Source organism: Bradyrhizobium sp. Mp19 (genome assembly GCF_029952935.1).
Lineage (GTDB): Bacteria > Pseudomonadota > Alphaproteobacteria > Rhizobiales > Xanthobacteraceae > Bradyrhizobium > Bradyrhizobium elkanii.
Genome location: NZ_JASAUT010000026.1, coordinates 67,751 through 82,423, shown reverse-complemented (window position 1 = coordinate 82,423; position 14,673 = coordinate 67,751). Strand labels below are relative to the sequence as shown.

Below are 14,673 nucleotides of genomic sequence, written 5' to 3'. Positions count from 1 at the left end.
ACAGATGATGCACTGCGTCGTCGGGTCGCAATGTGGCGCGGCCATCAAGTCAGGTGAGCACGCCGCCCAGGCTCCCTCCCCCCTTGCGGGGGAGGGTTGGGGAGAGGGGTGGCCCCGGGTGAGATGATCGAGGGGAACGTCGCTTCGCAACGTCGGGGCTTTCGTGGTCAAAGTACGAATATTGAGAGCACGCCGTGCGGTACCCCTCTCCCTAACCCTCCCCCGCAAGGGGGGAGGGAACCCATCCGCTGGTGCCTTCCTCACGTGATCCTGTTGGATCGTAATCTCACCCCGCGCAGCGGATCGGCTCACCCGACCCGTCGTCCTCCAATTCCGCCACCGCTGCGGCGCGGCGCGTCAGCACGGCGCGCTGGTTGATGTAACCCTTGTCGGTGATCTCCCCGCCATCGACCGAGGCGGGCTCGGCCAGCAGCAGCGCACGGGTGGCATGGCCGGAGGAATGGCCGCCTTGCGCCTTGAGCCGTGCCAGCCCCTGCCCGATCGCGGAACGGACCGCCGGATGGCCGATCACCTCGCTCGCATCGGCGCTCTCGGGCAGCCCTGCCAGCGAACGGCAGGCGGCGAGGTTCGGAAACACCAGGAAGCGCACCTCGTCGCGGCCATGGCCGGTGACGACGATGTCCTGCGCGAGCGGCGCCAGCGCCGCGATGCCGGCGACGCGCAAGGTGCCGACGCTGACCCAGGTGCCGGAATTGAGCTTGAAGTCCTCCGCCACGCGGCCGTCGAAGAACAGGCCGAGATCGGGCCGCGCGGGATCCGCGAAGGTGACGGCGTCGCCGATCTTGTAAAAACCCTCGTCATCGAAAGCCTCGGCGGTGAGCCCAGGCGCCTTCCAGTAGCCCGGCGTGACGTTGGGCCCGCGCACCCGGACCTCGAGCTTGTCGCCCGACGGCACGAGCTTGAGCTCGGTGCCGGGGATCGGCACGCCGATATTGCCGGAGCGTTTGGCCAGGAAGTGGCAGTCGGTCGCCAGCGGCGAGGTCTCGGTCGAACCCCAGGCCGACACCATCGGCAGCCGGCGGCCGACGGTCCGCAGCGACAGGTCCTCCAGCGCGTCCCACAGATTCTGCGGCAGCGCCGCGCCGGCATAGAAGGCGAATTTGGTGCCCTCGAAGAATCTTCTGCGCAGTTCGTCGTCGGTGCGCAGCGCCGCGATCAGCATGTCGAAGCCGCGCGGCACGTTGAAATAGACCGTCGGCACCACGCTGCGCAGGTTGGCCAGCGAGGTCGCGAACAGGCCGGGCGCCGGCTTGCCGCCGTCGATATAGAGCGTGCCGCCGTTGCGCAGCACCAGGTTGAAATTGTGGTTGGCGCCGAACGTGTGGCTCCAGGGCAGCCAGTCCAGGATGACCAGATCATCGCGCGACTGCTCCAGGAACGTCCAGGTCTGCGCCTTGGCCTGCTGGCTCGAGGTCAGCATGCGCTGGGTGTTGATCACGGCCTTCGGCGTCCCCGTCGAACCTGAGGTGAACAGGAATTTTGCGATCGTGTCCGGCGTTACCGCCGCGAACGCCCTGGCGACCCCGGGCGCTTCCGGCGTGGCCGCCACGGTGCGGAACGGCAATGCGTCGGGATTGCCGCTGACGATGGTTGCGCGATGCAGCGGCTTGATTGCGTCAAGCGCCGCAGCGAACGGCCTTGTGCTCGTGACGTAGATCGCGCCGGGTTCGAGCAGGCTGATCATACTCTTCAGCTTGTCGAAATCCCGCGACATCAGCGAATAGGCCGGCGAGATCGCAGCCGAGGGCACGCCGACATGCTGCGCGGCGAGTGCGAACAACGCGTGATCGATACCGTTGTCGGAGAGGATGACGAGCGGACGTTCCGTGCTCAGCCCCTGCGCGAGAACCCACGATGCGGCCCGCCGGACGATGCCGAGCGCGTCGCGATAGCTTACTGTGGTCCAGGGCGCCTCGGCGTTGGCGCGCTCGCCGAGAAAGACGCGATCCGGGGCCTGCCGTGCCCAATGCTCCAGCCAGTCGCCGACGCAGCGGGCGCCCTGCTTCAGCGGCGAGGTGGAGCGGACCAGGATGCTGCCGTCGTTGCGGCGATCCGCAACGATCGAGGGCGTCGCGAACAGGCTGCTCGGATTGTCTCCGCTGGCGGCGGCCATCGTCATGGTTTCCTCCTCGCCCGTGTCTTTGCGGGATCGCGCCGCAACATGGTGCGGCGCCGCGGTCCCGGCCGGGCTCTTTGGTGATAATGTTGCGGACATCAATTGTTGTCGTCAACAACAATCTTTCCATCCCGCCTTGGGCGCGCTAGCCTTGCGGTCATGGCAGGCCAGCAAAAGACATCGCGCAAGGCGGCAGGAACGGCAGCGGCAATGCGCCGCTCCCGGTCGCATGGAGCAAATGGCGGGGCGCCCAACGGCGACGCCGGCGACGACATCGGCCTCGACGCGCTGGTCGGTCACGCCGGCTATGCGGTGCGCCGCTTCCAGCTCTGGATCTTTCAGGACTTCATCAAGACGCTGGCGACGGTCGATATCCGCCCAACTCAGTATTCGGTGATGACCGTGATCGGGGCCAATCCGGGCCTCAGCCAGATGGCGGTGGCAAAGCGGCTCGGCATCGAACGCGCGCGGCTGGTGCATCTGCTCGACAGCCTGGAAGAACGCGCCTTCGTCAGCCGCGTCCCTTCCGCGACCGACCGCCGCTCCCATGCGCTGCATTTGACCGCGCGCGGCAAGACCGCGCTGGCCCAGTTCAAGCGGCTCGCCGCCGAGCATGAGCGGCATGTCGCCGAGAAGATCGGCAAGGAAAACCGCGAGCAGCTGCTGCGGATCCTCGCCTGCTTCACCTGACCTCGCGACGAGATTTCGGCTTGATCAAAGCTGCCTCTAAATTGGGCAGATACTCTCTCATGCGAGCCGGCGTTCGTTCCCGACAGGCATTTCAAGCGACTGATATTGTGCAATAATCCGACTCGCGACGGACGCGGGTGAATTGTACACAATGGCATATTGCTTGCTTCGCTCAGGCTGCAATTCCCTTGCGGATGGCGTCCGACGCCTCCCGCTCACGAGATGAGGCCAAGCACGTGACTGAAACTGTCGCCGCGATCGTCGCCGCGCACCGCGCCGGGACCACGACGCCGCCCCAAACCGTGGCGCGCAGCTACCAGCGCATCCGCGAGCACAACGATCCCGCCATTTTCATCAGCCTGCGCGACGAGAAGGATGCACTTGCCGAGGCCGAGCGGCTCGCCGATCCGACGTTGCCACTTTACGGCGTGCCGGTCGCGGTCAAGGACAATATCGACGTCAACGGCCTGCCGACCACCGCCGCCTGCCCGGCGTTCTCGTATGTGCCCGCACAGGATTCCACCGCAGTGGCAAAACTGCGCGCGGCCGGCGCCATCATCATCGGCAAGACCAATCTCGACCAGTTCGCCACCGGCCTGGTCGGCGTGCGCTCGCCCTACGGCATTCCCAAAAATCCGGTGCGCGGCGATCTGGTGCCGGGGGGATCGAGCTCGGGCTCCGCGGTCGCGGTCTCAGCGGGACTGGTGCCGCTTGCACTCGGCACCGACACCGCAGGCAGCGGCCGCGTCCCGGCGATGCTCAACAACATCGTCGGGCTTAAGCCGAGCCTTGGGCTGATCTCGACCACCGGCGTCGTGCCGGCCTGCCGCACGCTCGACTGCGTCTCGATATTCTCGCTCACCGTCGACGACGCGCTGGCCGCGCTCGCCGTGATGTCCGGGCTCGATCACTCCGATCCGTTCTCGCGCAACCGGCCGCTGGCCCCGCTCGCGGCGTTTCCGGGGAAGCTGAAGCTCGGCATTCCCCAAGGCGGCCAGCTGAAATTCTTCGGCGATCATGAGGCCGAGAAGGCCTATGGCGAGGCATGCAAGCGCTGGCGGGCGCTCGGCGCCGACCTCGTCGAGTTCGACCTCGCGCCGTTCTATGAGACCGCACGGCTGCTCTATGAGGGCCCGTGGGTTGCGGAGCGCTATCTCGTGATCCGCGACCTGCTCGCGTCGTCGCCCGAGGCGGTCCATCCGGTGACGCGCGAGATCACCGTCGGCGGATCGCGCCCCACCGCTGCGGATACTTTTTCTGCGCTGTACCGCCTCGAGGCGCTGCGCCGCGTCGCCGAGCGCAGCCTCGCACCTCTTGATGCGATCGTGCTGCCGACCGCTCCGACCGTCTATTCCACCGCTGACGTGCTCGCCAACCCGATCGAGCTGAACTCGCGGCTCGGCACCTACACCAATTTCGTCAATCTGCTCGACATGTGCGGCTTGGCGCTGCCGGCCGCGATGCGGCCCGACGGCGCGCCGTTCGGCATCACGCTGCTCGCTCGCGGCGGGCGCGATGCCGAGCTTGCCGGCATCGGCCGTGTCTTCCATGCCGACACCGGACTTACCCTCGGCGCCAATTCACTTCCGCAGCCGCCGTTCCCCGCCGCGCCGACGCAGGCGGGCTCCGATGACATCACCATCGCGGTGGTCGGCGCCCATCTCTCCGGCATGGCGCTGAACCACGAGCTGACGACGCTCGATGCGCGCCTGCTGCAAGAGACGGTCACCGCGCCGGACTACAGGCTGTATGCACTCGACACCACGCCGCCCAAGCCCGGCATGCTGCGCATCGAGGCCGGTGCGGGCGCATCGATCAAGCTCGAGCTGTGGGCGATGTCACCGGCAGCGTTCGGAAAGTTCGTCGCCGCGATCCCGCCGCCGCTGTCGATCGGCACGATCAGGCTCGCCGACGGACGGCAGGCCAAGGGGTTCATCGTCGAGCCTGCCGCGATCCATGGCGCGAAGGATATTTCCGCCTATGGCGGCTGGCGGGCGTTCATGGCGGAAAGGGCGAAGGCCTAGCCGCTTCGGCGGTGCGCTCCCTCGCCCCGCAAGCGGGGCGAGGTAAGGAGAAGCTACACCGACACCGCGTAGGTCTCGTATTCCCCGCGCACCTGCTCGATATGGGCGCGCATCGCCGCGGCGGCGCCTGTCTTGTCGCCGCGCATGATGGCGACGACGACGCGGTCGTGCTCGGCGTGGGATTTTGCCAGACGCCCGAGATTGCGGAACTGGGCGCGGCGGAACGGCTGCACGCGCACCCGCGTCGCCAGGGTGATCTCGGCAATATAGGCGTTCTGCGAACCGGCATAGATCGCGTTGTGGAAGCGCTCATTGACCTCGTGGAAGCGCTCGGGATTGCCGGTATAGCTCAGCACCCGCAATTCCTCGTGGATCGCTTCCAGCGCGTGGCGCTCCGCCGGTGTCATCCGCTCGGCGGCGAGGCCGGCGCAGATCGCCTCCAGCTCGGCCATCGCCTCGAACATGCCGGTGAGCCGTTCAAGCGAGGGCCGCGCCACCACGGCGCCGCGATGCGCGCGGGCATCGATCAGGCCGCTGGCGGCAAGCTGCCGCAGCGCTTCGCGCACCGGGGTGCGCGAGACGTTGAATCGCCGCGCAAGGTCGGTCTCGTCGAGCCCGGCCCCCGGCGGCAGCGCGCCGCGCACGATCTCGTCGGCAAGCTGCAGCCGCAGCTCTTCGGCACGGGTGACCTTGTCGACCAGCGACGACGGACGGTCGATGCGGCGCACCGTCATCTCGGATTCTGCGCCCTGCGGCAGATCGTCCAGGCTCATCCTCGATCGCCCTTCAAGCACCTTTGGGTTCATCGATGACGCTGACATGGGCCGCGACGATTCTCCAGCCCTCGGGGAAACGAATCCAGGTCTGCATCTGCCGCCCCAACCTGCCCGGTGCGGTGTCCCGGTAGAACAGCGTCGAGGCGATCGCGGTGTCGCGGCCATAGGTCGTGATCACGGTCCGCTCGATCTTGCGCATCAGCCCGACCGGCGAGCGTCCCGCGCGAAACGCCATGATCTCGGCATAGCCATAGAGGTTCTCGCCAATGCCGTAACGCAGCGTACGGCGGTCGTCGCGGAACAACTCGTCGAGCACGGCAACATCGTTCGAGACCAGCGCTTTCTCATATCGCTGGAACTGCGCGGTGACCTCGGCGACCACATCGGGAAGATCGATATCCATATCAGAGTCCTCTCGGCGCCGGCGCGGCCACAACGCCCATCTGTTCCAGCGCGTAGGCGACCCGCAGTGCGACGTCCTCGCGCCAGGGCGCCGCGATGATCTGCACGCCGATCGGCATCGGTTCAAGCGGTACCGGCACGGCGACCACCGGCAGGCCGATGAAGGAGATCGGCTGGGTGTGGATGCCGATATTGGCGCGCACCGGAAGCTCGACGCCGTCGAGCGTGAAACTGGCCTGGCCGATCTTCGGCGCGGTGCACGGCGTCGCCGGCGCCAGGATCACGTCGACCGACTGGAACAGCTCCAGCACCCTGGCGCGATACCAGCGGCGGAATTTCTGCGCCTTGTCGACATAGACCGCAGGGATCATCGCGCCCGCAATGAGACGGTCGCGCACCGCCGGATCGAAATCGTTGGGACGCTTGCGCAGGTGATCGAGATGCAGCGCGGCACCCTCGGTCGTGGTGATGATGTAGGCGGCGGCGCGGGCGCGCGCCGCTTCGGGAAGCTCCACGGTCCGCGTGGCACCGAGCGCCTTCGCGACGCGCGCGACCGCCTCTGCCGCCTCCGGAAACAGATTCTGCTGGAAATAGCCGCCGGCGATCGCAACCCGCAGCCCGCCAATATCATTGGCAAGCAACGGCACAGTCGGCTCGACCGACTGCACGATGCAGGCCGGATCATCGGCGTCAGGTCCCTGCATGGCGTCATAGGCGAGCGCGAGATCATTCACGCTGCGCGCCAGCGGGCCGAGATGATCGAGGCTGGCGACGAACGGATAGGACCGCGCGCGCGACAGCCGGCCATAGGTCGGCTTCAGGCCGAACGTGCCGCAGAACGACGACGGCACGCGGATCGAGCCGTTGGTATCGGAGCCGAGCGCGATCGGCACCAGCGCGCCGCCGACGGCGCTGCCGGAGCCGCCGGAGGAGCCGCCGGTCATCCGCGCCGGATCATGCGGATTGCGCGACGGGCCGTCATGCACGTTCTCGCCAGTGAAGTCGTAGGCGTATTCGCCCATGTTGAGCGCGCCGACCAGCACCGCACCGGCCGCTTCCATCCGTTCGATCAGCGTCGCGTCGCGCGGCGACGGCGGCAGGTCGCGGTTGATCTTCGAGCCGGCGCGGGTCGGAAGACCCTGCACGTCGAACAGGTTCTTGACCGCGAAGGGCACGCCGGCGAGCGGGCCGACCGGCTGACCGGTCGCGATCGCGGCGTCGACCGCGCTGGCCCTGGCACGCGCGCGATCGGCGGTGACGTCGGTGAAGGCATTGAGGACCTTGTCATGCGCCGCGATCCGCGCGAGCGCAGCCTCGGTCGCGGCGAGGGCCGTGATCTTGCGGCTTGATACGGCCTGCGCGATCTCGGCGGCCGACATGGAAGCGGGAGTTTCGGACATCGCGATCTCAGGTCGAATAGACGGCAGCCGACACGACGTCGTCCGGCAGCGGGAAGTCATCGACCAGCCGCGCCAGCCGCAGCGAGACGTCGAGATTGGCGCGCACCGCGGGACGCCAGGCGTCCTCCAGCGGCAACGCCATCGCGCGGGCGACGGCGTTCATATAGTCGTCGAGATGATCGGTCATTTCGCTCCCAATAACGATTTTGCGCATGATCTATATCCGGAAAACCGGCCCCACTTTTCCGGATCATGCGTCAAGACACCGGCAGAGGCGGATGCGGGATCGCCGTCAGCAGCTCCCTTGTATAGGCATCCTGCGGATTGCCCAAGACGTGTTCGGATGTGCCCTGCTCCACGATGCGGCCGGCGCGCATCACGATGACGCGATCGCACAGCAGGCGCACGACATTGAGGTCGTGCGACACGAACAAATAGCTCATGCCCATCGACTGCTTGAGGTCCTGCAGCAGATTGAGCACCACCGCCTGCACCGAGACATCAAGTGCCGCCGTCGGCTCGTCGAGGATGACGAGCTTCGGGTGCAGCGCGATGGCGCGCGCGATGCCGACGCGGGCCTTCTGGCCGCCGGAGAGCTGGTGCGGGAAGCGGTCCAACAGATTGACCGGCAGGCCGACCAGCCGCGCAAGCTCCTCGCAGCGGTCGCGGAGCGCGTCGCGCCCGCTGATGTCGCCGAGCTGCATGATCGGGTCCGCGATCGCGCGCGCCGCGGTGAAGCGCGGGTTGAGGCTGTCGGTCGGATCCTGAAACACCATCTGGATCTGGCTGCGCCGCGGCGATCGCGCGAAGGACTGCGGCGTGATCCCGCCGATGTCCTCGCCGTCGAACATGATGCGGCCGGAAGTCTGGTCCAGCAGCCGCATCACCATCATCGACGTCGTCGACTTGCCGCAGCCGGATTCCCCGACCAGCCCGACGCTCTCGCCATGGTCGATCGAGAAACTGATGCCGTCGACCGCGCGGAATATCTCCTCCTCGACCGGCGGCTTGCGGCCGAACAGCTTTGCCAACACCGAGCCCGCGCCCTGACGCGGATATTCCTTGACGAGTTTCTCGACAAGCAGGAGGGGCTCTATCCGCTCCCTCTCCCCGTTCTTTACGGGGAGAGGGTTGGGGTGAGGGGCCGCCTCCACGAGCACAGTGCTTGGAGAGTCCCCCTCACCCGCCGCGCTGCGCGCGTCGGCCTCTCCCCGCACGCGGGGCGAGGCGGAAGAAAGCGTCGCCACCTCCTCCTCCGGCAACAAATCCCTCAACGACACGCCGAGCCGCGGCGTCGCGCGCATCAGCTTCCTGGTGTAGTCGTGCTGCGGCGACGCAAAGATGTCGACCGACCTTGCGGTCTCGACCACGCGGCCCTTCTCCATCACCACGACGCGGTCGCAATAGGCGGCAGCGAGGCCGAGGTCATGGGTGATCAGGATCGTCGACATCGATCGGCGCCGGGTCAGCTCGACGATCAGATCCATCACCGCCTTCTGGGTGGTGACGTCGAGCCCGGTGGTCGGCTCATCGGCGATCAGAAGCTGCGGATTGCAGGCCAGCGCCAGCGCGATGACGACGCGCTGGCACATGCCGCCGGACAGCTCGAACGGATAGGCGTGGTAGCGCTCGCGTGCGCGCGCGATCTTGACCTGCTCCAGCGCCTCGATCGCCTTCTCGCCGCGATCGGTGACCTGGGCCTGCTGGACGTGCTGGCGCAGCACGTCCTCGATCTGGTGCCCGACCTTGCGGATCGGATTGAGCGCGGCGCGCGGATTCTGGAAGATCATCGAGACTTCGCGGCCGCGCAGATCGCGCATCTGGCTCTCGGTCGCCGACTTGACGTCGATGCCGGAGAACATCACCGAGCCCTCGGCGATCCGGCCGGCGCGATCGAGAATCCGCATCACGGCATAGGAGGTCACCGACTTGCCGGAGCCGGACTCGCCGACGATGCCGACGGCCTCGCCCTTGCCGATGGATATGTTGACGTGCTGCACCGCCTTGACGATGCCGCGACGCGTCGTGAACTCGACCGTGAGGTCGCTGACGTCGAGCAGCGGCTGGGCGGTCATGCGCACCTCCCCTCATGGGGGGCGTCATACAAAAATCCGCAAAACAACCCCATGCAAAGGAGCGAAGCGGTAGCGCGACACCGGGCCGAGACAGGCATCATGTCCTCCGCTGCGGGTCGACGATGTCGCGCAGGCCGTCGCCGAGCAGGTTGAAGCAGAACACCGCGATCATCAGCGCAAGGCCCGGGAACAGTGCGATCCACCATTCGCCCGACACCATGAAGCCCGCGCCCTCGGCGACCATGATGCCCCACTCGGCGGTCGGTGGCCGGACGCCGAGCCCGATAAAGGAAAGGCCCGCGGCGTTGAGGATCGCATAACCCATGGTCAGCGACATCTGCACGATCATGATCGGCATGATGTTGGGCAGGATGTGCCCGAGCAGAATGCGGTATTCGCCATTGCCGGACAGCCGCGCCGCCTGCACGAAGCCGGCGTTGCGGCGGACGTTGGCCTCGGCGCGCGCGACGCGGGCGTAGAGTGGGAAGTTCACGATCGCGGTCGCGATGATGATGTTCTGCACGGTGTTGCCGAGCGCCGCGACGATGCCCATCGCCAGCACGAACAGCGGAAACGCCATGATGGTGTCGGCGATGCGGCCGACGATGCGGTCGGTCCAGCCGCCGAAATAGCCGGCGGCGATGCCGGCCAGCCCGCCCATCAGGAACACCAGCACCACGGAGGCAACCGCGATGAAGGTGTCGAGCCGCGTGGCCACGATGACGCGGCTGAAGATGTCGCGGCCGAGCTGGTCGGTGCCGAACCAGTGCGCGGCGGACGGCGGCTTCAATGCTGCCGCGGTGTCGGAGGCGAGCGGGTCGTACGGCACGACGTAGGGCCCGAACAGGGCGGCAAACAGGATCAGGACCAGCAGCGCGAAGGCAAAGCCGGTGACCTTGTTTTCGCTCAAAACGTAGCGGGTCTGCTCGAACATCGCGGCAAGGGCCGACGTGCGGGCGGGACCTGCGGGCTCGACGGTTGGAGCTACGGTACTCATGCTCTAGCCCTCCAGCCTGACGCGGGGATCGATCACGCCGTAGAGGATGTCGATCAGGAGATTGAGCAGCACGTACATGACCGCCATGGTCAGCACGAAGCCCTGCACCGGCGCGAAGTCGGACGCGATCAGCGCCTCGACCGCGTAGGAGCCAATGCCGGGCCAGGCGAACACCTTCTCCACCAGCACATTGGCGCCCAACAGGAAGGAGAACACCATGCTGAGCGTGGTGATGACCGGCAGCATCGCGTTCCGAAACGCGTAAGTGACGATCACCTTGCCGGGCGACAGGCCACTGGCGCGCGCGGTGCGGACGAAGTCGGACGCCAGCACCGCCAGCATCGAGGCCCGCGTCATCCGCGCGATCGGCGCCAGCGAGAAGATCGCGAGCGTCACCGCCGGCAGGATCAATTGGCTGAGCGCCGAGCGAAACGCCTCGAAGTCCCGCGCGATCAGCGTGTCGATGACATAGAAGCCGGTGACGGTCGGCGGCGCGCTAGCGAACACGTCGAGCCGGCCGAGCGGCGCCGGCGACCAGCCGAGCCGGAAATAGAACACATAGACCAGCACGAGCCCGGTGAAGAACACCGGCAGCGACACGCCGGCCGTGGTGGTGACGCGGCAGAGATGGTCGATCCAGGAGCCCGGCCGCGTCGCCGCCAGCACGCCGAGCGGGATCGCGATCACGATGGAGACGACAAGGCCGAGCAGAGTGAGCTCGGCCGACGCCGGCAGGCGGTTGCGCAGCTCGGCTGCCACCGGCTGGCCCGTGGTGAGCGACGTGCCGAGATCGCCATGGGCGAGATCGCTGGTGTAGCGGACGAACTGCTCGATCAGCGGCTTGTCGAAGCCGAGCTTCTTCCGGATCTGGTCGACCGCCTCCTTGGTGGCTGCCGGACCGGCAAAATACGCCGCAGGATCACCCGGCAGCGCGCGCGTCAAAAGGAACGTCACGATCACGACCCCGATCAGCGAGGGGATCGCGAACAAGAGGCGCTTGCCGACCAGGGTCAGCATGCTGCTCTCCGGATGTCGAAGAAAGCCACAACGGTACTGGACGGGCTCCCTCCCCCCTTGCGGGGGAGGGTTGGGGAGAGGGGTGCCGCTTGCTCTGCTATGAGATGGAGCGCCCCCTTGGTCTGTACGTGAGCCAGAGAAGCGCGATGCGCGATCTCGCCTGGCGTCGTCCTTGCGCGTATGCGGCGCACCCCTCTCCCCACCCTCCCCCGCAAGGGGGGAGGGAGCCTGAGAGGCGTGCTCACCTCACGTGAACCCACACCATTTGCCGATGTGTCGCGGACGGAGCGCATCACCGCCTCACCCCTTCGCCATCGCGCGATAGTCCAACCGGCGGTGAAACCAGTATTCGTAGCCGGTCACGTTCCTCTGCATCGCGACGTTGACGAAGGGCTGATAGAGCGGGATGCGCGGGATGTCGGCGAAGGCGAGATCGACGAAACCCTTGACGTCGGCGTCGTAGGCCGCGGTGTCGCCATTCGCGGCGGCGACGCGCGCGCCGTCGATGAGCTTGTCCATTTCGGGCGACTTGTAGCTCATCGTGTTGAAGATCGAATTGTTGCCGTGATAGCACCAGTAGAAGAAGTACTCGGGGTAATCGAGCCAGCCCGAGAACACGTTGGTGAACAGCGGCATTTCCTTCTTGGTGAGCTCGGTGCGCCAGTTGGCGCCGGGCACCTTGTTGATCGTGGTCTTGATGCCGAGCTGCGCGAGGCTCTCCTGCACCAGCACACAGAGCGGCTCGTTGACTCCAGCGAAATTCAGGTCGAACGAGATCGTGGTCTCGAAGCCGTTGGCGTAGCCGGCTTCAGTGAGCAGCGCCTTGGCCTTCTCCATGTCGGTGTAATATTTCGTCGGCTGCGGCCAGGCGACCTCGGTCGGCTTGTCCTTTGCCGCGCCGAACATCGGGTTGGCGAGACCGAACAGCACCGCATCCATGATCTTCTGGTACGGCATCGCGTAGGCCATGGCCTGCCGTACCTTGGGATTGTCGAACGGCGGCTTGGTCACGTTCATGCCGATATATTGGATGCCGTTGGAGAACGGCAGCGAGACCACGTTGAGCTTGCCGTTCGCCTTCATCTCCTGGAAATCCTTGAACGGCAGCTCGTAGGAGATGTCGGCATCACCGCGCTCGAGCAACGCGCGGCGGTTGCCGGCCTGCGGCACCATGCGCCAGATCACGCGCTTGATCTTCGGCAGCGGACCGCAGACCCAATCGTCGTTGCGCTCCATGACGACTTCGGTGCCGGCGGTCCACTTGGTCACCTTGTAGGCGCCGGAGCCCGCGGTCTGCTGCTTGGTGAATTCGAGACCCCACGGATCCTTCTCGCTGGCGTTCTTCTTCACCAGCTCGGAGTTGACGACGCAGGGCACGATCACCGCGAGGTCGGGGATCGTCAGCTTGTCCTTCTTCAGGAAGTCGACGCGCACCGTGGTGTCGTCGACGATCACGAACTGCTCGGGCTTGGTCAGCGAGCCCGCGCTCATCTGGAAGGTCGGGAAGCCGCCGACAGAGACGGCACGGTCGAGCGACCATTTGACGTCCTTCGCCGTGACAGGCGTGCCGTCGTGGAATTTGGCGTTCTTGCGCAGCTTGAAGGTGACCGACATGTCGCCGATGGTGATGTCCTCGGCGAGCTCACCCTTGAACTTGTCGCGGTCGTAATAGGGCACGCCGCCCGGACCGCTCTTCATCTCGTGGCTGATCAGGCGGTCGTAGCAATTCCACGACACCTCGTAGCCCGGCACGTTGGTGCCGACGCCATGGATATCGAGATTGTTGGGACCGCCTTCGGAGACGATGAGCAGCGTCTCGGAGCGCGCATCGGCCTTTGCCGGCGACCAGATCGCGGGCGCGGTCGGCGCCAGGGCGCCCGCTGCCAACCCGGACACCGATTTGAGGAAATCGCGACGCTTCATGTGATGCTCCAACGCCCTTGGGAACGGCCTTGGAACTCAGATCGCAAGGATTGTGCCAACCCTTAACGAAATCTTATGTCCTGCTAATGCCTTGCCGGTGCGAGAGAAAACGTCGACCGGTACCCCGGTCTGGCAAACTCTCAGATCGCCAATTGCATACAAAGACAGGCTCTATGCTCAATATATGAGCAGGAAACGACTCCTGCTCGCTTTGTGACCGGCGAGAGAAGCCGCGCGCTGAAGAGCGCTAATCCGGCCAGATCAGCTCCTGCAATTGCACGAAGTCATCGACCCGCTCCGGCCAACGCTCGATGCAGATGTGCCGGAGCGGATCGCTGGCAGAGTGCAGCATCAAGAGCGCCATCAGCCGCCGCTTCAGGGTGAACGTCACCTCGGCACGCGGGATGCCAAAGCCATCGAACAGGCTGCGCACCCGGCGCGGATGCCCGGCGGCCATGAAAGCGCTGGGGCCGAGCAGGTCGTACTCACCCCACCCCGTCCGGACGTCGCCGAAGTCGAACAGGCCAGCGACGTGCCAGCCGTCGGCCCGGCGTCCGAGCAGAAAGTTCTCCGGGATGTATTCGCCGGTCAGGATCACCGGCGGCGCGGTCATCGGGATCAACTCAGTGGCGTCACGCAGGAGATCGCCGAGCGAGGCGAGGAATTTCGCCGGCAGGCCGAGCCGTTGGTGCCGGGTCCGGCACTGCGCGATCTGGGTGCGCATGAAGGCCTCCCAGCGCGGCTCGAGCGCGAGCAGGCTGCCGGGCGGCACGCGCTGCACCTCGGCAATCACGGCCCCGATCTCGGCGAGCACGCGCTCCCGCTCGGCTTCCGACAGCGACGGCCACACCTCCGAACCGACGGTGCCGGCGAGGTGCGTGATGACGAGATAGGGCCAGCCGTCACGCTCGCCCTCTGCGACCAGGTCGGGAATCGGAATGCCGAGCCGTCCGCGCAACACCGCGAGTGCGCCGCGCTCGGACACGAATTGCGGACGCAGAAACGGCGGGAAGAGTTTGAGGATCAGGCCATCGTCGAGCCCGACGACGAGGTTGGTACCGGTCGAGAACACGTGCGGCGCGGCGCACGACAGCCCGTGGCCATCGGCAATATCGCGCGCGACCGGCAGCCAGCGCGACGCGTCGCTGCGCCAGGCGCGGTAGCTGTCGTAGTCGGTGAGGGAAGGAAGATGCATTCGCGCGCGGCCTCTCAACGCTGTCGTCCTGGCGAAA

The 14,673-nt window shown here is 66.4% G+C and carries 12 protein-coding genes; 2 read left to right on the top strand and 10 right to left on the bottom strand.

The window, feature by feature from the left end; all coding sequences use genetic code 11:
• Positions 1-286 precede the first annotated feature (286 nt).
• Positions 287-2,134, bottom strand: a complete 1,848-nt coding sequence (locus QJT82_RS25930) for a feruloyl-CoA synthase (RefSeq protein ID WP_028340490.1) — start codon at positions 2,132-2,134, stop codon at positions 287-289.
• Between the two features lie 213 nt (positions 2,135-2,347).
• Here QJT82_RS25930 and QJT82_RS25925 point away from each other — a divergent pair, with 213 nt between their 5' ends.
• Both QJT82_RS25925 and atzF read left to right on the top strand, forming a co-directional pair.
• The gene (locus QJT82_RS25925) at positions 2,348-2,827 is read left to right on the top strand and encodes a MarR family winged helix-turn-helix transcriptional regulator (RefSeq protein ID WP_051447852.1); all 480 of its coding nucleotides are present in this window, start codon (positions 2,348-2,350) and stop codon (positions 2,825-2,827) included.
• Between the two features lie 194 nt (positions 2,828-3,021).
• A complete protein-coding gene (gene atzF / locus QJT82_RS25920) occupies positions 3,022-4,851 on the top strand; it encodes an allophanate hydrolase (protein WP_051447850.1) in 1,830 nt (609 codons plus the stop codon).
• Between the two features lie 53 nt (positions 4,852-4,904).
• Here the strand turns inward: atzF and QJT82_RS25915 are convergent, their stop codons facing one another.
• From QJT82_RS25915 to QJT82_RS25875, 9 genes are all read right to left on the bottom strand, one after another.
• On the bottom strand, positions 4,905-5,624 hold the full coding sequence (locus tag QJT82_RS25915; RefSeq protein WP_028340487.1) for a GntR family transcriptional regulator: 720 nt from the start codon (positions 5,622-5,624) through the stop codon (positions 4,905-4,907).
• A 13-nt stretch (positions 5,625-5,637) separates the two neighbouring features.
• Positions 5,638-6,030, bottom strand: a complete 393-nt coding sequence (gene hpxZ, locus QJT82_RS25910; RefSeq protein WP_028340486.1) for an oxalurate catabolism protein HpxZ — start codon at positions 6,028-6,030, stop codon at positions 5,638-5,640.
• 1 nt (position 6,031) lies between these two features.
• Positions 6,032-7,429, bottom strand: a complete 1,398-nt coding sequence (locus QJT82_RS25905; protein WP_028340485.1) for an AtzE family amidohydrolase — start codon at positions 7,427-7,429, stop codon at positions 6,032-6,034.
• Positions 7,430-7,436: 7 nt separating this feature from the next.
• Entirely contained in the window at positions 7,437-7,616 is a 180-nt protein-coding gene (locus QJT82_RS25900) for a DUF4089 domain-containing protein (RefSeq protein ID WP_018269566.1), read from the bottom strand.
• A gap of 70 nt (positions 7,617-7,686) precedes the next feature.
• Complete coding sequence (locus QJT82_RS25895) at positions 7,687-9,504, bottom strand: ABC transporter ATP-binding protein (RefSeq protein WP_028340484.1); 1,818 nt, start codon at positions 9,502-9,504, stop codon at positions 7,687-7,689.
• Positions 9,505-9,601: 97 nt separating this feature from the next.
• A complete protein-coding gene (locus QJT82_RS25890) occupies positions 9,602-10,501 on the bottom strand; it encodes an ABC transporter permease (protein ID WP_028340483.1) in 900 nt (299 codons plus the stop codon).
• A 3-nt stretch (positions 10,502-10,504) separates the two neighbouring features.
• Complete coding sequence (locus QJT82_RS25885; protein ID WP_028340482.1) at positions 10,505-11,518, bottom strand: ABC transporter permease; 1,014 nt, start codon at positions 11,516-11,518, stop codon at positions 10,505-10,507.
• A gap of 300 nt (positions 11,519-11,818) precedes the next feature.
• The gene (locus QJT82_RS25880) at positions 11,819-13,441 is read right to left on the bottom strand and encodes an ABC transporter substrate-binding protein (protein WP_028340481.1); all 1,623 of its coding nucleotides are present in this window, start codon (positions 13,439-13,441) and stop codon (positions 11,819-11,821) included.
• 247 nt (positions 13,442-13,688) lie between these two features.
• Positions 13,689-14,636, bottom strand: a complete 948-nt coding sequence (locus tag QJT82_RS25875; RefSeq protein ID WP_028340480.1) for an aminoglycoside 3'-phosphotransferase/choline kinase family protein — start codon at positions 14,634-14,636, stop codon at positions 13,689-13,691.
• Between the last annotated feature and the right edge of the window lie 37 nt (positions 14,637-14,673).